General features: G+C 58.9%; 18 protein-coding genes. 10 read left to right on the forward strand and 8 right to left on the reverse strand.

The window, feature by feature from the left end; genetic code table 11:
• Positions 1-44: 44 nt before the first annotated feature.
• On the reverse strand, positions 45-320 hold the full coding sequence (locus tag ACFQY0_RS09655; RefSeq protein WP_379711702.1) for a hypothetical protein: 276 nt from the start codon (positions 318-320) through the stop codon (positions 45-47).
• Positions 321-443: 123 nt separating this feature from the next.
• Here ACFQY0_RS09655 and ACFQY0_RS09660 point away from each other — a divergent pair, with 123 nt between their 5' ends.
• Both ACFQY0_RS09660 and ACFQY0_RS09665 read left to right on the forward strand, forming a co-directional pair.
• Positions 444-650 carry a hypothetical protein gene (locus ACFQY0_RS09660; protein WP_379711703.1) on the forward strand — a complete coding sequence of 69 codons (207 nt, stop codon included), beginning with the start codon at positions 444-446 and terminating at the stop codon, positions 648-650.
• Between the two features lie 44 nt (positions 651-694).
• Positions 695-2,788 carry a hypothetical protein gene (locus ACFQY0_RS09665; protein ID WP_379711705.1) on the forward strand — a complete coding sequence of 698 codons (2,094 nt, stop codon included), beginning with the start codon at positions 695-697 and terminating at the stop codon, positions 2,786-2,788.
• Between the two features lie 7 nt (positions 2,789-2,795).
• Here ACFQY0_RS09665 and ACFQY0_RS09670 read toward each other — a convergent pair whose 3' ends face one another.
• Positions 2,796-3,260, reverse strand: coding sequence for a hypothetical protein (locus ACFQY0_RS09670; RefSeq protein ID WP_379711707.1), 465 nt, complete (start codon positions 3,258-3,260; stop codon positions 2,796-2,798).
• Between the two features lie 140 nt (positions 3,261-3,400).
• Between ACFQY0_RS09670 and ACFQY0_RS09675 the strand changes: the two genes are divergently transcribed.
• Both ACFQY0_RS09675 and ACFQY0_RS09680 read left to right on the forward strand, forming a co-directional pair.
• Positions 3,401-3,640, forward strand: a complete 240-nt coding sequence (locus ACFQY0_RS09675) for an antitoxin VapB family protein (protein WP_379711709.1) — start codon at positions 3,401-3,403, stop codon at positions 3,638-3,640.
• Positions 3,637-4,029 (forward strand): type II toxin-antitoxin system VapC family toxin, encoded by a 393-nt coding sequence (locus ACFQY0_RS09680; RefSeq protein ID WP_379711711.1) that lies wholly within the window; start codon positions 3,637-3,639, stop codon positions 4,027-4,029. The genes ACFQY0_RS09675 and ACFQY0_RS09680 overlap by 4 nt, the downstream gene beginning before the upstream one ends.
• Positions 4,030-4,502: 473 nt before the next feature.
• On the opposite strand, the gene ACFQY0_RS09685 is transcribed toward ACFQY0_RS09680, so the two are convergent.
• Entirely contained in the window at positions 4,503-7,916 is a 3,414-nt protein-coding gene (locus ACFQY0_RS09685; protein ID WP_379711713.1) for a sulfatase-like hydrolase/transferase, read from the reverse strand.
• Between the two features lie 104 nt (positions 7,917-8,020).
• On the opposite strand from ACFQY0_RS09685, the gene ACFQY0_RS09690 reads away from it, so the two are divergent.
• The 4 genes from ACFQY0_RS09690 to ACFQY0_RS09705 all read left to right on the forward strand — a co-directional run bounded on the left by ACFQY0_RS09690 (position 8,021) and on the right by ACFQY0_RS09705 (position 12,324).
• On the forward strand, positions 8,021-8,686 hold the full coding sequence (locus ACFQY0_RS09690; protein WP_379711715.1) for a response regulator transcription factor: 666 nt from the start codon (positions 8,021-8,023) through the stop codon (positions 8,684-8,686).
• 3 nt (positions 8,687-8,689) lie between these two features.
• Positions 8,690-10,114 carry a sensor histidine kinase gene (locus ACFQY0_RS09695; protein WP_379711717.1) on the forward strand — a complete coding sequence of 475 codons (1,425 nt, stop codon included), beginning with the start codon at positions 8,690-8,692 and terminating at the stop codon, positions 10,112-10,114.
• Between the two features lie 213 nt (positions 10,115-10,327).
• Positions 10,328-11,536, forward strand: a complete 1,209-nt coding sequence (locus ACFQY0_RS09700) for a DUF6786 family protein (protein WP_379712276.1) — start codon at positions 10,328-10,330, stop codon at positions 11,534-11,536.
• Positions 11,536-12,324, forward strand: coding sequence for an SGNH/GDSL hydrolase family protein (locus ACFQY0_RS09705; protein WP_379711719.1), 789 nt, complete (start codon positions 11,536-11,538; stop codon positions 12,322-12,324). Before ACFQY0_RS09700 ends, ACFQY0_RS09705 begins: the two co-directional genes overlap by 1 nt.
• A gap of 78 nt (positions 12,325-12,402) precedes the next feature.
• Here the strand turns inward: ACFQY0_RS09705 and ACFQY0_RS09710 are convergent, their stop codons facing one another.
• Positions 12,403-14,958 (reverse strand): ABC transporter permease, encoded by a 2,556-nt coding sequence (locus ACFQY0_RS09710; protein WP_379711721.1) that lies wholly within the window; start codon positions 14,956-14,958, stop codon positions 12,403-12,405.
• A gap of 399 nt (positions 14,959-15,357) precedes the next feature.
• A complete protein-coding gene (locus ACFQY0_RS09715; protein ID WP_379711723.1) occupies positions 15,358-16,017 on the reverse strand; it encodes an ABC transporter ATP-binding protein in 660 nt (219 codons plus the stop codon).
• A gap of 110 nt (positions 16,018-16,127) precedes the next feature.
• Here ACFQY0_RS09715 and ACFQY0_RS09720 point away from each other — a divergent pair, with 110 nt between their 5' ends.
• Both ACFQY0_RS09720 and ACFQY0_RS09725 read left to right on the forward strand, forming a co-directional pair.
• A complete protein-coding gene (locus ACFQY0_RS09720) occupies positions 16,128-16,751 on the forward strand; it encodes an arylesterase (RefSeq protein WP_379711725.1) in 624 nt (207 codons plus the stop codon).
• 83 nt (positions 16,752-16,834) lie between these two features.
• On the forward strand, positions 16,835-17,062 hold the full coding sequence (locus tag ACFQY0_RS09725) for a hypothetical protein (RefSeq protein ID WP_379711727.1): 228 nt from the start codon (positions 16,835-16,837) through the stop codon (positions 17,060-17,062).
• Between the two features lie 341 nt (positions 17,063-17,403).
• Here ACFQY0_RS09725 and ACFQY0_RS09730 read toward each other — a convergent pair whose 3' ends face one another.
• The 3 genes from ACFQY0_RS09730 to ACFQY0_RS09740 all read right to left on the reverse strand — a co-directional run bounded on the left by ACFQY0_RS09730 (position 17,404) and on the right by ACFQY0_RS09740 (position 20,426).
• Entirely contained in the window at positions 17,404-18,501 is a 1,098-nt protein-coding gene (locus tag ACFQY0_RS09730; protein WP_379711729.1) for a hypothetical protein, read from the reverse strand.
• Complete coding sequence (locus ACFQY0_RS09735) at positions 18,402-19,910, reverse strand: hypothetical protein (RefSeq protein ID WP_379711732.1); 1,509 nt, start codon at positions 19,908-19,910, stop codon at positions 18,402-18,404. The genes ACFQY0_RS09730 and ACFQY0_RS09735 overlap by 100 nt, the downstream gene beginning before the upstream one ends.
• Positions 19,911-20,003: 93 nt before the next feature.
• The gene (locus tag ACFQY0_RS09740; protein WP_379711735.1) at positions 20,004-20,426 is read right to left on the reverse strand and encodes a hypothetical protein; all 423 of its coding nucleotides are present in this window, start codon (positions 20,424-20,426) and stop codon (positions 20,004-20,006) included.
• Positions 20,427-20,567: the final 141 nt, after the last annotated feature.

The following is a 20,567-nucleotide window of genomic DNA, read 5'->3' on the forward strand; positions in this document are numbered from 1 at the left end:
GCGAGATCTCGGACTTCGATCTCCCTGCGCCAGAGTTCCCGATTTTAGCAGGTGGCACCCATGCGACGCAGGAAGTCAAGGTGATCGCTGTCCATTTCAAGTACTGTTGGACAGCGACCGACGGTACGCAACAGGCGGACGATCGGGTGACCAAATCGACCAAACCCGGCAAGGATGATTTCAGGATGATCATTCTGCACATCGGACTCACGCTCGGGCTCAGCCACCCGGCGGGTACCGAAGTAGGGGAGAATCCCTTTCTGCATGAAGATCAGCAGCGGCGGCGAAAGTGCCATCGAAAGCGCGACCGAGGCAATCATGATGGCGCTCAGCTCAGAACTTATGGAGCCCAGACCAAAGGCAAACCCACCGAGCACAAAGGCTAATGCTACTGCCCCCTGACTAGACGCGCTTACCGTCACCTCAACGCGCGCGCGATTTCGATGCTTCGCCCCGGAGGCATCCTGGTGGCCGCTTCATGTTCCGCCCACGTCCCCGCCGCGGAGTTCCTCGGCATGATCCGTGAGCTCGCCGAGCAGTCGGGCCGCCGCCGTCAGGAGCTCTGGACCACTGGTCACGCCTCCGACCACCAGGCATCTTTTCCTGAGGCGGAGTATCTGAAGGCAATTTGTGTGCGCTTTGATCCATGAAATCTTGAGTATCCGAGAGGGTCGGATTCGTCTATACCAGCAGGATGAAAAGACCATGGGCTGCTCTTATACTCGGTTTGCTGGTTGGTTTTGGGCTCGCGTGGCTGATTCGCTCTGAGAAGGCCGGATCAATTCGGGATCGCGTCTCGGCTGGCGGACTGGAGCGTTTGATGAGGGACAAAGGCGGCTCGCGTTCGCTGGATTTTTCCGAAGCACCATCTTTGGCCGAGCTTGAGAGCCTGATGGGGCAGGCGCGCGACCGGGCGTCGAAGGCGCGTCTAACACTTGCGATCTACAAGCTGAACGCGGAGCAGATTTACGGCGTCATGAACGAGCTGCGCGAGAAAATCGATTCGGGAAGATCGGATCGAAATACTTACAACCTGCAGACTCAGCTGATCGGTGTCTGGATGGAACTCAACGCGGAGTCGGCGCTGGGGTGGATTGACTCCATGGCCTCGATGAACATTCGTCAGAACCTTTACAGCACGGCTCTCTCGGCACTTGCCGAGTCGAAGCCCCACGAAGCGCTTGCATATCTTTCAAACATTCCGGGTGATATCTCCCGTTCTCGAGTCGAGCAGAGCCTGATGTGGTCGCTCGCCCAATCCGATCCGGATGTGGCCTTTGAATTCTACCAATCGAATCCCGATGTTTCGGAAAATACCCGGATGAATTTTCTTTCGAGCATTGCTTCTCAGAAGATCGATCAGGTGATCCCCGAACTGGAGAAAATGGGCGACGCCGTGGAGAGATCATCGTGGGCGGCTCGGAATATTTTCCAATCATGGGCGGCTCAGGACATCGAGGCGGTGAAAGCCTACATCGATTCGACCGAATCCGAAGTGCTCAAGATGGCGGCGATCGAAGCGGCAGCGGGACAACTGGCGAAAAAGGATCCGGCTGCCGCGATCGCGATGGCCCAATCACTGGGCGCAAAGGACCAGGCCAAGGGCATGCAGGCAGTCTACTCGACGTGGATGGACCGTGAACCCGAGGCGGCATTGGCAAGTCTGGCGGGCATCGATAACTCGAGGCTGCGTGACAAGATCTGTGAAGAGATCGTCGATCATATCAATTGGCAGAATCCGAAGGGCGCCGTGGCCGTGATTGCGGTGATGGAAGATGGATCAGCGAAGAACGACGCCATCCGTCAGATGAGGTATAGTGTAAGGCAGCAGCCTTTTGACGAACAGGAAGCGCTCATTCGACAACTTCCCGAGGCGGATCGTGGACCCTTCCTTGCGGGAATGGCGTCGGAAATGGTGCGCCGGGATGTGGAGCGCGGCACTCAGGTCTATCTGGAGATGAGTGAGAAGGATCGTGCGGGGAATGACGGACAGCAGTTTCTTGGGGAGCTCAGCCGGATCGATCCGGATCGCGCCTTTGAACTCGCCAATGAGCTGCCGAATGCCGCGGCGAAGAATTCGGCGATCAGCAGCATCGTCAACAATCTTTCTAACAGCTCTCCGGAAACAGCGGCGGCCTATCTCGAGCAACTGAAAGGTGGGCAGAAGGATCAGGCGATTACGTCGCTGGCCAGAAATTGGGCGGAGAAGGACAGTGACGCGGCACTCAAGTGGGCGCAGGGGCTTTCCGGCGATCAGCGGGTGCAGGCGATGGCCTCGGTGAGTGCTCAGCAGGCGGAACATTCGCCCACGGAGGCCTCAAAGGTGTTCGAGTCCGCACTGGCATCAGCCCCGGAAGGGATGGCCGGGAAGCTGCAGGGAAGCGCCCAGCGAATTGCCGAGAACTATGCCAAAGAGGACGGCGCGGCGGCGGCCCAGTGGGCCTTGTCCCTCGGTCAGGAATCGGTGGCGAAGGGAGCGGTGAGCTCGACGGTTCAAGTCTGGGCGCAGAAGGATCTGGTGGCGGCTTCGGAGTGGACCAACGCTCTCGATGACGGCCCGATCCGTGACAGCGCGGTCCAGCCCATCGTGAAACGTCTTCAGAACGAGGAACCCGCTGCGGCGATTGAATGGGCGGCGAGTATGGCTGATGAGGGCAGCCGGAAAAATACGATTCGCTCGGCACTATCGAACTGGTATTCGAATGATCCGGAGGCCGCCCGCCGGGGCCTTGATAATGCCGGGCTGGACCAGAAGACCCACGACGAGATGCTCAAGGTGTTTGAGTAGGAACGCGTCACCATCCGAGGATTCGCGTGACTGCTGCCCGCAGGGCGGTCTCGAGCACGGCGACGTCGGCGTGGGAAAGCGGGATCGTCACCTTGCGCAGCGATTTGTCGGCAGCTTCCTGACGGGAAATGGAGATCAAGTACGGGGCGCGTTCCGGGTCTTTGCGCCGGACCAGTTCGCAGGCACTGTTGGCGGTCTCGGATTTATGAAAGAGCTTCGCCTCGGGCATGCGATTCTGCAGCACGGCGAGTACTGCGCCGAGATCGGCGAATCCCCATTTCATCGTGATCTTGTTTTCCCAATCAAACTGCCGCTCGCCTGACTGCGCCGCGGCATCCACAAAGACCGCACCCTTCGCCGGGTTCAGCCCGAAACGAACGACTCCTCCGCTGCCGCGGGAGTTCGGTTTGTAGATGGCGTGCTCGGGCAGGCGATCGATGGCAGGGGCGGATTCGGGAATGGTCGTATTCATGGTAATTTTGGACAGTTCCCTGTTACTATGAACACTTGTTTCTTGGACGCAAGAAAATCGTTCACTTGAACACTTCGAGGAAATCAAACCGCGAAGATCGATGGGTTGACATGTCGCGTCAATGCATGCACAGTGCATGCATGGCCACGAAGACCATTTCGATTGATCTGGAGGCGTATAAGCGGCTTACGGCGGCTCGGAAGGAGCCGAGGGAGTCCTTTTCCCAGGTGATCAAACGTGCCGAGTGGACGGAGCAGGGGCGGACTTGTGGGGCTTTGCTGGCGGCTCTGCCCGGGATCGAGGCGGTGGATGACGAGGTGATTGCGCGGCTTGAACGAGCCCAGCAGGAGGATGCGGCCCCCGATGATTCCTGGTCATGAACGCCTATCTTTTCGACACCTGTTTCCTGATCGATGTGGAGCGGGAACTCAAACTCGGCGCGGGGAAAGCTCATGAGTTTCTCCGCCTGAATCCAAACGCCCATGCGCGTCTGTCGTGGACGGTCGCGGGTGAGTTTGCGGAAGGCTTCGGCGGCATCGATCACCCGGCTTGCGACGCGATGTTGTCTCGTTTCGAGATGCTGCCGATGGATCGTCAGACGGCGAATTGCTACGCAATCATCACGCGTGAGTTGCGTGATCGCCGCGAGCTGATCGGGGCGAATGATCTGTGGATCGCAGCGGCAGCTCTTGCGAATGGTCTGCCATTGGTGACGAACAATCGATCGCACTTCGAGCGGGTTCCGGGACTGATGGTGGTGGGATATTGAGGAAGCCCGATATCGTCATCGGATCTATTCCGATCACTTCGCGGGGACTGGCCACTGGGCTGTTAGAATCATTGGGTGGAGGGAGCACGCTGCCGCGTCGAGGTCCTTTGGGAGTTCGGTGATGCGGGCGAGTTGGTGATTCCAGCTGTTAGGCGCGATGCTGGGACCACGAATGATGAGTGGAACAGGGATGCTACCTTTCCAGAGTGAGCTCTGAAGGAGCGGTTAGCCTGGAAGTCAAGAGGATGAACCTCGGAATACACAAAATACACGGAACCTGAAAAGGGTGTGAAATTGGGTCTATTCGTTGGGTTGAGGTGACGACGTTTCTGAAGCTAAAGGGGAAAAATGAATCCGCGAATGGACGCGAATTCTGAATGGGTTATAGAACCCGAACCACTACCCCGTTAGGTGATTCGCAGAGGCATTGTGGCTGTATCAAGAATCCGAGTATTCCGTATAATCCGTGGTGTTCATTTCTGAATTCTTGATTCGCGGGATTTGCCTTTGCCGCGTTGATCGCGGCCTTTTGGAGGGACGACCGTTGGGTCGTACGCCGGGTTGGCCTCCGTCACCAATGGGGCCTTGGTTTCTTGCTGCCAGGTTTGGAGGGCGGCGAGGAGTTGTTGGGTCTTTTCCTTGTCGCGCTCGGCGAGGTTGGTGGTTTCGCCGGGGTCGGTTCTAAGGTTGTAGACTTCGATGGTCCTATCCTCGAAGAGCTGGATGAGTTTGAAGTCGCCCATGCGGACGGCGCTGGAGGGGCCCCCGCCACCAATGTAGCTGGGGAAGTGCCAGAAGACGGCGTCGCGGGTGGGGGCGGATCCGCCGTGGAGGGTTGAGGCGAAGCTGATGCCGTCGAGGTGGTGATCGGTGGCGGGCTTGATGCCGGCGAGGTCGAGAAGGGTCGGGTAGAAGTCCATGCTGAGGATCGGTGCCTCGCAGCGGATGCCCTTGGCGATGCCGGGGCCGCTGATGGCGGCGGGAACGCGAATGCCGCCTTCGTAGAGTGAGCCCTTTCCGGAACGGAGCGGGGCGGTGCTGCGACGGTTGCCGCCGTTGTCGGAGGTGAAGACGATGATGGTGTGGTCGTCGAGCTTGAGGCGTTCGAGCGCGGCGGTGAGGCGGCCGAGGTTCTGGTCGACGGCTTCGACGGTTGCGGCGTATTCCGGATCGGGGGCCTTGAGCTTCTTGTATTTCTCGACGAGTTCGGGCTTAGGCTCGAAGGGGGCATGAACGGCGTGGTAGGCGAGGTAGACGAAGAAGGGGTCGCCGCTTTTCCTCTCGATAAAGGCGATGGCTTCGTCGGTGAATCGGTCTGTTAGATACTCGCCCTTGTCGTTGAAGTAGCGGTCCTTTTCGAAGCCGAGGGACTTCGGCTGTTCGAAGAGATCGAAGCCCTGGCCTTCAGGGGAGACGGGGTTGTTGGATCCGCGACCAAGGTTCCACATGCCGAACATGGCAGTTGCGTAGCCATTGGCCTTGAACTGCTCGGCGATGGTGATGGTTTCGGTGGAAAGCTCGGCCTTGCTGGTGGTGGCGAGCATCTTGTGGTGCGCGGAACCGGGGGCGTGACGGTCATCGACGACGGTGTAGATGCCGTGTCGCTGCGGGTACTGGCCGGAGATGAAGCAGGCGCGGGTCGGTGCGCAGTTCGGGGCGCTGGAGTAGGCGTTGGTGAAGGTGACACCGCTGCGGGCGAGTTGATCGATGGAGGGAGTCTGGGTGATTCTGTTTCCGGCGAATCCGACGTCGTTCCAGCCCATGTCGTCGATCAGGATGAAGATGATGTTGGGGCGTTCGGTACCGGGAGAAATGCTGCCGGCTTCGTCCTTTCGGGGCGTTTGTAGAGCGGTCGTGGCGGGGAAGCGTGGATTGATCTCGCCCTCAACTTTGAGTTCATCGGGGGTGAGTTGCTCGTCTTGGTTGATGTCGTGTTTCTGGATAAAGCGCCGGAACTGATCGGCCATCTCGACGGCAGAGACCTGCTTGTCGTGGTCGCGATCCATTTCGAGGTGGTGTTCCTTGACGAAGCCATTGAGGGCGGATCGCTGGGTCGGTCTGCCCTCGCGCATTTCACTTTCGCTGAGCTGGCCGTTCTTGTCGCTGTCGTAGCCGACGAAAACCTTGCGGGCTTCGTCGAGAAGTTCGGTGAGAGTCAGGCTGCCGTCCTTGTTGGCATCGATCTCCGAGGCATGGACCAGGATCCATGGGGTGCGAGCTTGGTCACCGGCTTGCTCGGATTCGCGATCAGGTCGAGGCTTTCGGCCTCCGCCAACGTTCTTTCGGGCTTCGTGGCTTTCTTCGGTGACGGTGCCGTCGGGCGAGGTGAATTCGAAGTCGGCGCCTCCATCACGCTTGAGGGTGTAGTCGATGCGGTGGGTTTTGCCATCGAGTTGGTAGTCGAGTTTGAAATGCTCATCGCTGATGCGTTCGAAGCCGGTGACGGTGGCGCCGCGCAGTGGCTGGGTGTAGGGCCGGATACCGCGTGTCGTGGGTTGATTGGCGACCTGGTCGTCGCGGATCTCCGCTTCGCCGCGAAGGCCGCCGTTGAGATAGGGGTAGCTGCTACTAGAATGATAGTGGTAGCCGAGCTCGCCATGATCGTGGCCGTTGAACTCGTCGAGTTTGTTTGGAGTACTGCCGTCGGCTTCCTTGAAACCGAAGAGCGGATAGCCATCCATGGCGAAGCCGATCGGCTGTTTGTCGCCGACGAGTTTGTTGAGAAAGGTCGGCGGGAGGTGGTAGTGGTAGTCATCGGCGCGGCCGGCGTGGCCGCCGAATTCATCGAGCTCGCCGGCGAGATTGGTGTCGGTGCGGCCGTCCTGTTTGATCGGGTTGAAGATCGGCACGCCGTTGATGGCGACGGCGATGGCTCCTTTGAAGAGACTGGTTCTGGAGGAGACGGGATTTTTGGCTGGCGTGGGATGCAGGGGAAGGCGCCAGGCGTTTTCGCCGAAGAAGTGTTGAGGTAGCGGGACTTGTTGATTCCAAGCGGTGATGCCTTCCATCATCGGGTGGTCAGGGAAGGCGTTGGTGCCGATGTAGACGAAGTTCTCGTCCCACTTGATTTGCAGGCTTTCAGCGAAGGGAGCGAAGGCCTTGGCTTGGTAGGGGGTGGAGGGATCGAGGCGGTGGGCGAAGCCTTTGGTAGGGATGGGGGTGCGGCTCGTGGAGGCGTCGATGACGGCGGGAGCGGCGGTGGCGGAAGGGATGATGTGGCCGCGTGGCCAGTCGCTGGTCGCAGGCTTCCCGTTTGGCGGGGCATCGATGCGGGTGCGGAAGATGACGGTGTTGTCGAGCTGCAGGTCGTCGCTCCAGATCCATTTGGCGCCTCCGAAGTCGTGCTCGAAGAAGGGCTTTTTCGGGTCGATTTGCTGTTCGGTATACTCTTTCGCCTGCGGCCAGGAGGAGTCGTCGAAGTCGATGGCGAACCAGTTTTCCGGAAGGGGTGCGGCTCGGACTTTGGGATTGGCGGTGTCGGCGTTGATCGGTCCGTGAAAGAAGTCTTTCGCTTTCCATGAGCTGTTAGTGACGGTGCCGTCGGCGAACTTCAGGATGAATCCGCCATCGCCTATGTTGGAGTTGTCGTACTCCATGCCGGTGTCGGGGTGGGCGTTGTCGCGGGCCATGACGGCGATGGTCATGGGGTACTCGGGGAGGAGGTCGACGGAGACGACGTTGTGGGGGATGAAGGGAATGGGGTCGGCGGTGGCGAGCTGGCCGTTGATGTAGAGGACGAACCAGTTGTCAGCGTAGACGTTGGCGCGGATGGTGTCTTCAATCCGGGGCTTGTTGATTTTCGGCGAAGCGGGATGACTGTGGGTGCTGCCTCCGATGTCGTGGGCGACGGCGGTGAGGGTGAGCGCGAGAAGCAGACGAATGATCATGCCGGAGTGAACCCTTGTAAGATGACAGAGTGGCGCTTGCTTTGATTACACTTTGGTAATTGTTTGTGGATCGACCGCGAGGGCGCGATGAGTAGAGTTGGGGGATGAAAGTTCTGGTAGCCGAAGACGAACCGCGATTGGCGGCTTTCGTGGCACGGGGGCTGGAAGAGCAGGGCTTTGTGGTGGATGAATGCCATCGAGGGGACGACGCGTTGATGCTGGCGTCGACCCGGGACTACGATGCGCTGGTGCTGGATATCATGATGCCGGGAATGGATGGCTTGAGCGTGCTCCGGCATCTCCGGGAGTCGGGAAATGGCGTGCCGGCGCTGATGCTTTCGGCGCGTGGGGCTCCGGAGGATCGGGTCGAGGGATTGAATCAGGGAGCGGATGATTATTTGGCGAAGCCCTTCCATCTCGATGAGTTGGTGGCACGGGTGCACGCGCTTTTACGGCGGAGCAAGGGGCAGGTGGAGCCGGTGCTGCGTGCGGGATGTCTGGAGCTGGCGATGCTGGATCGCGAGCTCAGGGTGGATGGGGAGGTGATCGAGCTGACGACCCGTGAGTTCGCCCTGCTGGCCTGTCTGATGGGCTCGCCGGGCCGGGTTTTCGCGCGGACGCAGTTGTGTGAACGGGTGTGGAACTACCACCATGATCCGGGAACCAATGTGGTGGATGTGTGCGTGCAACGTCTCAGGAAGAAGCTGGGCGAAAGTGGTGATTGGATCGAATCTGTCAGAGGAGTGGGATACAGGTTTCGCAAGGATTGAACGATGGGCAAGGCTCCGTCATTCCGATTGAAGCTGGCGCTCCTGATGGGAGGCGTGACGGCGCTTCTCGTGCTCGTTCCAGTGAGTTTGCTATGGTCTCTAACAGAGCGCGGACGGATGGCGCGGCTCGACCGGGAGTTGCATGATCTCTCCAAGCCCAATCTTCAGCGGGCGAATGGGCGGAATCATTATCAGAGATTTGAAAATGGTCTGGCTCTGAGCGGAAACGGAGAGACCATTGCATTCTGGGTAGTGGATGAGTGGGGCGAGACTCTTCACAAGATGGAGAGCTGGCCTGCCGGACTGACTCGGGATCGCCTGCCCGAGCCGGGGCCGATGAAGACGAAAAAGCCAAAGCTGGAGAAGGGCTCACGGGACACAGCGGACTCCTTGCAAGTTAGCGAGGCGGGTTTTCTCGATGCCGGGACGGATGGCAGATCATGGCGGGTTTCAGCAACAAGTAATGATCTGGAGACGCTCTATCTGGCCTATGATCTCTCGTCCTTGGATGGCGAGCTGGCAGAGGAACGGCGGAGGGTTTTCCTGATCGTGCCGATCGCGCTGGTGGTTTCCGCCGTGCTCTCCTGGTGGTTGGCTGGGCGTGCGATGAAGCCGGTAAGGCGTCTCTCCGAAAGGCTGGATGGCATGGGCGCGAAGGATCTTGGTGAACGAATCGATGGCACGGGCGAGGATCGTGAATTCCGTCGCTTGGTCGAGGTTTTCAACGGCATGATGGAACGGCTGGAGAAGAGCTTCCAGCAGGCGTCACGATTCAGTGCGGATGCATCGCACGAACTGCGCACGCCCCTGGCACTGATGCAGAGTGAGCTGGAGGAGAGCTTGAATCAGGCCGCGGATGGATCGCCGGAGCAGAGGAAACAGGCTCGGCTGTTAGATGATGTGGCCGGGTTGCGAGCGATCACCGAAAAGCTTCTGCTGCTTTCGAAGGCTGATGCGGGGGAAATCCAAATTGCGCGGGATCGGATTGATGTGACGGGCCTGGTGGAGGAGATGATCGAGGACCTGAAGCTGCTTGATGAGGGTCGCAGGGTGTCTGCGGAAGTGCGGACGGGTGTCGAGGTGACGGGAGATGAGATCCTGTTGAGACAGGTGCTTCAGAACCTGGTATCGAATGCGATTCGTCACGGATCACCCGAGGGGGAAATCAGGGTGGTGTTGTCGAAGGAGGGGTCGGAAGTATTTCTGAAGCTTTCGAATGATGGTCCGGCGATTCCGAAGGAGGCGAGGGAACGGATTTTCGACCGCTTTTTCCGGGTCAACGACGCGCGTGACCGGCGCTCGGGAGGGAGTGGGCTGGGTTTGGCGCTGTCGCGTGAGATCGCTCGTGCGCATGGGGGAAATATTGAACTGCTTGATACCAGGGAGGTCACCTTTTGTCTTCGTTTGCCCCTCATTGCTGAAAAATGAGCGGGTGACGGAAAGGAGGCGCGCCGTTGAAGGATGTCGACTTTCTCGCAGGTTATGCCACAAGGCATATTCTGGGCTTCCGGTGGGCGCTCTCGACCTGTTAAGGAAACAAAGGCTGCCGGTGTAACGGGACGATCCTTGCCCGAGCAGACGACGAAACTTTAAGCCTCCATGAAAAAGCCACTTCAACTCCTCTCTTGCGCTCTTACTCTGATGACCATGACGACACCACCGGGACACGCCGAAACCACCGCTCCGGAAGGGAGCTTTGCTTCCGATCAGGCATTTTTGGAAAAGCATACGGATGCGCTGCTGCTGACGAAAGGTGACTCTGCGGTGTCCGTGGTGCCGGCTTATCAAGGCCGCGTGATGACCAGCACCTTCGACAGCAAGGCAGGTCCGAGCTTTGGCTGGATCAATCGGCCGGTGATTGAAAAAGGCTTCCTTTCCGATGAAGAGAAGAAGGGAAAACTTGAGGAGCACATCTACATCTTTGGTGGCGAGGAACGCTTCTGGCTGGGGCCGGAAGGCGGACAGTTTGCCCTATTCTTCAAACCGGGCGACAAGTTCGAGTTCTCCGATTGGAGAACGCCTCCGATCATCGATACGGAGCCATTCAAACTCGTCGAGCGGACGGACGACTCGGCAAAGTTCCACGCTGAGGCGGACTTGACGAACTTCAGTGGCACGAAGTTCTCGATTGGCATCGACCGCACCGTGAGCTTGCTGGACGTCGCCGGAGCGGCAGCGAATCTGGGTGTGGAGCCGGGGGCTGAGATCAAGATGGTGGCTTACGAGACGGACAACCGTGTCACCAACCGCGGCGACGAGGCATGGACGGCTGAAAAAGGACTGCTCTCAATCTGGATGCTCGGCATGTACAATCCATCGCCTAACACCACCGTGGTCATTCCGTTCAAAGCAGGCGATGATGCGGAACTGGGTCCGAAGGTGAACGACACTTACTTCGGCAAGGTCCCGGCAGACTACCTGAAGGTCGTGGACGACATCCTTTTCCTTAAAGGTGATGGCACCCGGCGCGGCAAAATCGGCGTGAATTCGAAACGTTCGAAAGGCATTGCGGGGAGCTACGATGCCGATGGACGCGTGCTTACCATCGTCACTTACAATGTGCAGGAGGATCCAAACGGATATGTGAACTCCATGTGGGAAATGCAGGACGAACCGTATGCCGGAGATGTGATCAATGCATATAACGACGGTTCGCCTGAGCCCGGCGCTCCGCCGCTCGGACCCTTCTACGAACTCGAAACTTCGTCACCCGCTGCTGCCCTGAGGCCTGGCGAGACGATGAAGCACATCCAGCGGACCTACCATTTCCACGGTCCGGAATCCCAGCTTGAGCCGCTTTCACAAAGCCTGCTTGGTGTTGGTTTGGAAACAATCAAAGAGCAGTTCTGATGAAACCGATCATTTCCGGAATCGCACTTTTTGTGCTGTCGATGGCTTCGCTGAAGGCCGCCACGGAAGAAGGTGCCATGAAGCCTTTCACGCCTGCCAAGGATGTGAAGGGAAGCTGGGCGATGCACGTCGACCCGGCCTTGCCGAATGTGCTGATCCTCGGCGACTCGATTTCGATCGGCTATACCCGGCCTGTTAGAAAACTGCTGGATGGGAAAGCCAACGTATTCCGTCCGATGAAGGCATCGGGTACGAAACCGGAAAACTGTGGCGACACCCCCATGGGGGTCAGGGGAATCGACCGATGGCTGGGTTCCACGAAGTGGGATGTCATTCATTTCAATTGGGGACTCTGGGATCTTTGCTACCGGAATCCGGAATCCAAAACCCAGGGAAAGCGCGACAAGAAGAATGGGACACTCAGCACCACGCCCGAGCAGTATGAGAAGAATCTCGAGACCATGGTGAACCGCTTGAAAAAGACCGGAGCGGAGCTGATCTGGGCCAGCACGACGCTGGTTCCCGAAGGGGAAGCCGGCCGCATTGTGGGCGACGATATCAAATACAATGCCATCGCAGAACGTGTGATGAAGCGCCACGGCATTCCCACCGACGACCTCCATGCCCTGACGGTGAGCTTCGATGGGAAGTATTTCTCCGGCCCGGGCAACGTGCATTTCACCGAGGAAGGAAGTCAGCGATTGGCAGAGCAGGTTGCGGAGAAAATCTCGGGTCTGTTAGAAAAGAAGACCAAGCCTGATCCCGAGCCCGAACTTCCCCCTCGCTAGGGGAGTGTTCGGAGAACCAGGGAGCGGCGTTGCGGAAGCGGAAAGATCCGCCATGGGACGCACCACGTCGCTCCCCTCTCAATGGCCACCCCGCAGGATTTCCAGCGGCGGGTGATTGCAGACACCGCGGCTCAGTGCGAGCCCGCCGAGAACCGATACGAGGGCCACCACTCCGAAAGCGCCTAACAGCAAGCCTGCATCCGGCCACGGAGAGGCTTTGAAGACATACACCGCCAGAGCCGCATTGGCGCCCACGGCCAGCAGCACGCCGGTCAGCGCCGACAGCAGACCAAGCGCGGCATACTCGATCACCAGGATCGCCCGGACCTGCTTTGCCGAGGCACCGAGTGTCCGTAGCAGGACACTTTCCTTCAGCCGCACATCGCGACCATTCAGCAGCGTCCCGATCAGAATCGGCAGCCCCGCCAGCACCGTGAATCCGCCCAGAACCGTCACCACTGTCGAGATTTTCCCGAGAATATCGCGCACGGTTTCGAGAATCAGTGTCAGATCGATCGCCGTGACATTCGCGAAGCGCTTCGCCAGCGCCCGTTGCAAATCACCGGATGACTCAGGTGTCGGGGTCCGCGTGGTCACCACATGAAATCCCGGTGCGTCCTCGAGCACTCCAGGCGGGAAAACCATGAAGAAGTTCAGGTTGAAGCGACTCCAATCGACCTGACGAATGCTCGTCACCTGCGTACGGATCTCAACCCCCTGCACATCCAGGGTGATCTCATCGCCGATCGTGACCTTCATGTCCTCGGCGATGCCCTCTTCCAGCGATAGCGGCACCACTTCCGAGGGATCCGCGGGCTCGGTCGCAAGCTCGCCCGCGACCAGTGTTTCGGTGAAATTCAGCTCGTCCCGGTAGGTCGAGCGGAACTCCCGCCTCGCCACCCAGCGTGGCACGCCCTTTGCCTCGCCGACTGGCACGCCACGGATCGATTGGATCCGCATCGTGACCATCGGCGTGCTCTCCAGCACCGGCAGCTCGGCTTTTTCTAACACCTCATGGACGCCCGCCACCTGATCTGGCTGCACATCGATCAGGTAGAGGTTCGGACTCTCCGCTGACTGCTGAAGATCGAGCCGACCATTCAGCAGGCGCCCCGCCGAAAGGATGGTCACTAACAGAAAGGTCCCGAGTCCCAGGGACAGGAGGAACAGTAATGTCTGGTTGCCCGGCCGGTGCAGGTTGGAAATGCCTTGCCGCAGCAGGTAGGGCCAGCGCCGACCGACCACCCGACGCGCCGCGGTCATCAGCCCGCGCGCCACCCCGACCAGGGCCAGGAAGGCGACCACCAGGCCGCCGACCATCGCCAGCGAGCGGGACCAGCGTGGGTCATTGGCATGCGCCACCATCACCAGCAGACCGACCAGCAGCGCATAGATCGGCAGCGACCTCAGCAGGCCCCCTTTCAGCCGTCCCCCGCTGCGCAAGGTGACCGCCGGGGAGATCTCGCGGATCTTCATCAGCGGCAGCAGTGCAAATCCACAGCACACCGCGAAACCTGTCGCCGTGGTCTGCGCCACGATCTTCCACTCCGGCGAAGGGCTCACCGTCACCGGCATCTGATCGCGGAAGGCTTCTAACAGGCCCATCTGAAGACCTACCCCCAGAGCTGCACCGAGCAGCGCGCCGATCAATCCGAGCGCGAGTGCCTGCGCAAAATAGATTCCGAAGGCGAGGTGACCCGGACAGCCGAGGCAGCGCAGGATCGCAATCGTCGGGATGCGTCGGGTGACATGCGCATGCACCGCTCCCGCCACCCCGATCGCCCCCAGCGCCAGCGAGGCCAGCGCGATCAGCCCGAGGAACTGCTGAAAGTTGTCCAGGGCATCGCCGAGATTCTCGCGGCGATCCTCCGGCGTTTCCAGCCGCCACGGAGTATCCGGAAAATCATCCCGCACTTTGCGTTTCAGCCCCTTCGTGGCGGATCCACCCGCGATCTCCAGATGCACCTGATAGCTCGCCATGCTGTTCTGGGTCAGCAGCCCGGTGCGCTCGATGTCCGCCAGGTTCACATAGACCTCCGGCGCGAATCCGCTGAAGCGGTTGCCTCGCGGCGCCGGCTTGTCGACCACCCCGAGGATTCTCAAACGAATCCCCCCAAGCTCCACTTCCTCACCAACCTTCGCCCCGAACTGATCGAGGATCGCCGGCTCTAACAGCACGCCGCCATCGCTCTTCAGCTTCTCCCAGGCCTCCACCGGCCGCGTCTCCACGGTCCCGTAAAACGGATAGTCCCCCTCGATCCCACGCACCTGCATCAGGCGCGCACCGCGGTCGGGAAGAAATCGCATCATCGAGGGAAAGCTGACCTCGCGACTTGAGCGGCTCGCCATCCCGGCCAGCCGCTCGGCGTCCTCCTCGCTGATCTCTTTCCGCGAAGACACCCGCAGATCCGAGCCCAGCAGCGCCTTCGCCTCCGAAGCAATCCCCCGTTCGACGCTCGCCTTCAGCGAGTGAATCGCCGTCAGCGCCGCAATCCCCGCCACGATCGCCAGCGAAAAGATCACCAGTCGCATGCGTTGCGAACGGCTGTCCCGCCAAGCCATCCGCCACACCCAGGGATGGATCAAGCCCGCCCACAAACTGCCCGGCAGCCCACTCTTGTTAGATCCCGTCATTTTGCTCCACTAAATCAGAATTTGAACCACAGATTGAAAGGCAGGGAAGGAATCGGACCAGGATGGATAGGATAAATAGGATGAAGGCCATGAAATTCAATTATCTTGATGACCATCATCATGGTTGAGGCTCAGTTCTAGCCTGAAGCTGAGGATAATGACTCCAAAATCCTATCCGTCCTATCCATCTTGGTCCAAAAAAATTCAGCCCCAGCCGATTGTCCATTAAGCTTGATTGCCCTCGGAATGTGCTGCCCATGTTTCTCAACTGCATTGGTTTCCGTGTATTCTGTGTATTCCGTGGTTCACCATCTCCCTTCCAAAATCTGCATCCATCAGCGTCCATCAGCGTCCATCAGCGGTTAACTCCTCTTCCCCTGAGCCATTCCAGATTCGCGTTCATTCGCGTCCATTCGCGGTTTCCCTCTCCTCTTCTAAAACAATCTTCCCCCCACTCATCGTCACCACCCTCCTCGCCTTCGCGGCCAGTGCCGGATCATGCGTCACCAGCACCAGCGCCGTTCCCGCCTCACGGTTCAGACGGAAAAGCATCTCGACGATCGGTGCACTCGTTTCCGAATCCAGATTCCCCGTCGGCTCATCCGCAAAGAGGATCTTCGGCCGATGAATGAAAGCCCGCGCCAGCGCCACCCGCTGCTGCTCGCCGCCGGAAAGCTGCAGCGGGTAGTGATCGAGCCGGTCGCCCAGACCGACCTCCGTCAGCAGTCGTTCCGCCTCCTTTTCGCTTTCCCGTCCCGACTCGCCGCGCAGTTCCAGCGGCACCAGCACGTTCTCGATCGCCGTCAGCGTCGGGATCAGCTGGAAGCTCTGAAAGACGAAGCCGACCAACCGGTTCCGCAAGGCCGCCCGCGCATCCTGATCCATCGACTCGATTGCCTGGCCATCCAGCTCCACCGATCCCGCACTCGCATCGTCCAGCCCCGCGCAGAGCCCGAGCAAAGTCGTCTTGCCACTCCCCGAGGGCCCGATGATCGCCAGCGTGTCGCCTTCCTCCAGACTCAGGCTCACATCCTTCAGCACCGTCAGCTCGTGGCTCATCGTCTGATGCACTTTTCGCAGCCCCGTGACCTTGAGGATCGGTCGTTTGACAGCACTCGGAGCGGATTCTAGTCTAGCGGTCGATGGGGATGACATTGCGGAGAAATTTCATGTTAGGGCTACTGCTTGCCACGGGCACCGCACTATTGGGCGAGGAATCGCCGAATGCAAATCAAGCGAGTCAGCGCATCGTCGTTCTTGGCGACAGCATCACCGCCGGCTACGGCCTCGATCCGAAGGAAGCCTACCCCGCCCACCTCCAGGCGAAGATCGACGCCGCCGAACTTCCCTACACCGTCGCCAATGCCGGGGTCAGCGGCGACACCACCGCCGGCGGCCTGCGCCGCGTCGCCTGGGCCATGGGAAAAGGAGCGAACGTCCTGATCATCGCCCTCGGCGGCAACGACGGCCTGCGCGGCATTTCCCCCGAGGAGACCAAGAAGAACCTGCTCGGCATCGTCGCCAAAGCCCGCACCAAGAATCCCGACATCGAAGTCCTCATCGCCGGCATGCAGATGCCCGACAACATGGGCAAAGACTTCACCGCCCGTTTCCAAGCCGTCTTCCCCGAAGCCGCCAAGGAAACCCAATCCACCCTCATCCCCTTCCTCCTCGAAGGCGTCGGCAACGTCGAAAACCTCAACCAACCCGACGGCATCCACCCGACCGCGGAAGGGCAGGAGAAGGTGGCGGAGAATGTGTGGAAAATCCTCGTGCCGGTGATTGCGCCATAGTGTTAAATCTGTCGTCGCCACACCAGCAGGCCAAGCAAGAAATCTGGGCTCGCAAAATGACGGATGACCTTTATCCTTAATGCATGACGATAGAAGCCATATTGCGAAAAAGCATCCGGTATGATCGGGGTGGCAAACCCGTCGAAGTGGTCATCCCTTACGATGAATTTGTTGATTTCATGGAGTCCAATGGACTCGACCTCAGTGAGGAGGAAAAGGAATCGATTGCCGAAGCGAAGGCAGATCGGGAAGCCGGTCGGTCCGAAAACTTTGTCGCACTCGAAGACTTGGAGAAAGAACTCGGCATCTGAAATTGCCGCCGGATGCGTGCCATCGTTTTTCATCGTCGCGCGGCCAAATACCTCGGTCGAATGCCTCGCGACCGCGCGATTCAAGTCCGGCCGCCAACACGGCGAAGGGAGCGGCTGGAGGCCTGCACGATGTGCCGAGGAACGAGGCGCTGAGGAAGGCCGGAAGCCCAGCGACCGCGGCCCGAACTACCCGCGCGCGAGCGGAGGCGCGGCCCGTGCGAGGTGCCCATTCCCTTCGACCGTCCCGCGAACGCGGGACGCACTCGGCACCTCATCCGCACGGGGCGTGCCGCAGCGGTCGATTGCTCTTTGACCGGGTGGCCTCCGCTTCTGCGCCAGCCCTACGACGCCCGACCACGCAAAAACGCCCGAACGAGGATGACCGCGACACCGAGAACGGCGATTGCGCCAAGCACGAGCGGCCACGATGGGGTTTCGCTTTCGCCGTTCCGCAGATTGGTCTCGGGTTGAGAGGTTTCGTCTTCACTCGCCAAGCCGGTGTTGCGGGGAGCATCGGTCTCAACTTTGGGATTCGATGGCTCATCTGCCACTTCGCGGTGCCCGAGGCGCGACCGGAGTTCGCCTTCCGCCTCATTGCGAGTCAACTTTTCGATTTCCTCAATGCGCTCGATTTCCTCGGGGCGTTTGTGCTGGTTCCGCAAGTTGAACGCCGATGTAACCTCGACGCTTCGCCAAGAAGGAGCATTCTCCCGAAGATACTCTGCCAGAGAGACCATTTCCAAAGCCGGTTCGCCAGCGCTCGAATACTGATTCTCCGCCTCCTGGATTTTCGATGCCAAGTCAGGATCGGACAAGTCGAAGCGACGCTCTTCCTTCACTTCGCCGTTTCCATCAAACAACACGAGGCGCGGCGGAACACCTGACAAGATCGTTGCATACGCGAAGTCAGCGCCTCCACTTCCGGCCCAAACCTTGAGAGGATTGATTTCGAGTTCTTTGCCGAGATTCGGGCTAAACCATGCCTTGCCGTCCCAATCCCCACCAGACAGCGCATAAAGCGCTGATCCGTTTCCGAATGCAATTCGATAAAGGTAGCCTCCTGCAAGCAATGAGGCGTCTTGCTGATTGAAGAAAGCCGTCATTGAACTGCCGTCGTAATTTTGTGGTTCGGAACCAAAATCGGGGGGCTCAACAAAGAACGGAACGTAAGTCGTCGAACTCTCTAGCAGGCGGATATCCCGACCATTTTCCCTCAATACAGCCGCTCGCAGTAATTCTTCGTCTGCTTCGATTTTTTCTAACAGCCATTTGTCCAATGGCTCTGCTAGTGCGCTTTCAACAAGGGCACACGCGAGAACAAGAGACATAAAGATACGGGTCATTCTTCTTCCTCCTCCTCTACCTGCTCGCATACCCTTTCGACATAGTTGTTCTGACCGTAGTTCCATTGCCACTCGTGAACAGCAGGCCCTCGCCATGAACACCAGTGAGCGCTGGCTCCGTTATACGCTTTGATTGCAACCGCGTCTTCCGGTCTCCTTTCCCCCTGGTTGTCACCGAAGGTTACGTTGGCTTGATCCCGCGAAGGAACCGGAACATTCTGCCCCGTATGGAAAGTGGTTTGTGGTCGCTGGCCATTGGGCATTGAACCCGGCCCACTACGCGGAGTTGGATCGTTCATGAACGTCTCAGCGATTTGGATTTTGTCCGCTAAGATCGCCAAGAACGCATCAACGTTCCGTTGCCAATTCCAAAAAATCTCGCACGCTGCTGGATTGTTCTTGTTTCCACCCGCTCCGGTCACCTGCGCCAGACCGGTTCCGCCCACTCCAGTTTCTCCGGGGGACAGAACCTTGAGCGGATCACCCAAAGTAAACTCATAGTTGATGCCGCCATTGATCGGACTGCTGTTGCCAGATCGCTCCCAAAATTGGTTGTAGAACCCTGGGTTGTAGGCCTGGCTTTCGTGTTTCTCAATCGCGTAAGCATACCACGGCGCACCGGGTCGCGACTGAGTGTATTGCTTGCACCTGTCGTCCGCCGGATTCTCCCCACCAATAGCGAAGTCAATCTCTTCGGGGCCAACGACTATATTCGCGCCCTGTTTGATCTGATAAGTCAGCTTTGCATCGCCGCCGAAGAAGCCCCGGTCGTTCAATTCGGTCTGCCAGTCGGCCTCATTGTAGATTTCCCAAGTGTCGCCGTTGATCTGGACGAAGTTTCCGTTGGCAGGGATTCTTACCGTGTCCTCGCCTTGTTTCTCGGCATATGGACGTTCGTATTCAACAAACAGTTTCGCCTCGATGGTCAACCCATCAGGAAGCCCCGGCACCCTGAACTCAAGCTGCGGCATTCGCGGCGCTGCGTCCTGATCGGACGTGTGGGCGTCGATCCAAGCGATGTTCTCGTTCGCGATGTCCTGGGAGGTATCCCAATGAGTTATCGTGACATCGTCTCCGGTGTCGGAGTGGTCATTGATATCCTCAAACTCCACGGGCAGGAGGTAATCCTGCTCGCCATCTTCGTCAGCGACCGTTTCGATGACATTGCTTTCTGTGGCTCCAGCGGGTATCAGGAACTCCTCGACTTCTCCCGAAACCGGGACTCCGTTGAGATCACGTATGTGCAGGACGTTGAGCCGGTATCCATCCGTGCCTGCATAGTCGGAGTAGAGCCGCATTCCTACATAGGGCTTGTGGTCCGGGGCGTTGTCGTCCCAGTAGGCGAGACTTTCCATTCTAAGTGTCGAAAGAAAGTGCCCATTTGATGAAGAGTAGAACGGGTTTGTAAATAGAAATGCTCCCTGTTCGTAGAGGGGTCCGTTTTCGGAATAGCTTGTCTTCAAACCAATATAAGGGGGAAAGCGGGGAGTGTTATCAGGATCCATGGGGTTGGAGCCGCCGAGGTCCTCGGCACCGTCGGGAATCCCATCGGCATCTGTGTCGCTTCCATTCGGATCACTGCCGTAGTAGTAGAACTCCTAAAGGTCATCCAGCCCATCGTCATCGCTGTCCGCCCGAGTGGGGTCCGTGCCGATGAGCCATTCGTCCCGGTTGGTCAGTCCGTCTCCATCGCCGTCATCATCGGGCCCCTTGTCAAGGTTGCCGAAAAATTTTCGTTCCCATGCGTCCGGCAGGCCGTCTCCGTCGCTGTCGAGTGCCATTCGGAAGCCGGACGAAGTGGGGACCGAGCCGAGCCTCGATTCTGCAAGATTGCTGATTCCGTCGCCGTCCTGATCCCCTTGTGCGTCTGACCAGTCGTCCGGGTCGAAACCATAATAGATTTCCCAGTCGTTCGACATTCCATCGCTGTCGCGGTCCTGATCCAGACTTAGAAGGTAGAGGGAGGTTCCGTAGTTGGTCCAGCCGACGATAGTGCCGTGGTTGTTGATGGCAACCGGCATGGATTGCTCGTAGGTATGATTGGAAATAGAGCTGTTCGATGTTAAAGCCGATATGGCCACCTTGGTCGGCCCGTTCAGCAAATAAACGTCAAAATCCTCGGGTTCCTCCTCGTCTGTATCCGTGCAAGATACGATGATTTG

It is taken from the genome of Haloferula chungangensis (assembly GCF_042664875.1).
In the GTDB taxonomy this organism is placed as follows: Bacteria; Verrucomicrobiota; Verrucomicrobiia; order Verrucomicrobiales; family Akkermansiaceae; genus Haloferula; species Haloferula chungangensis.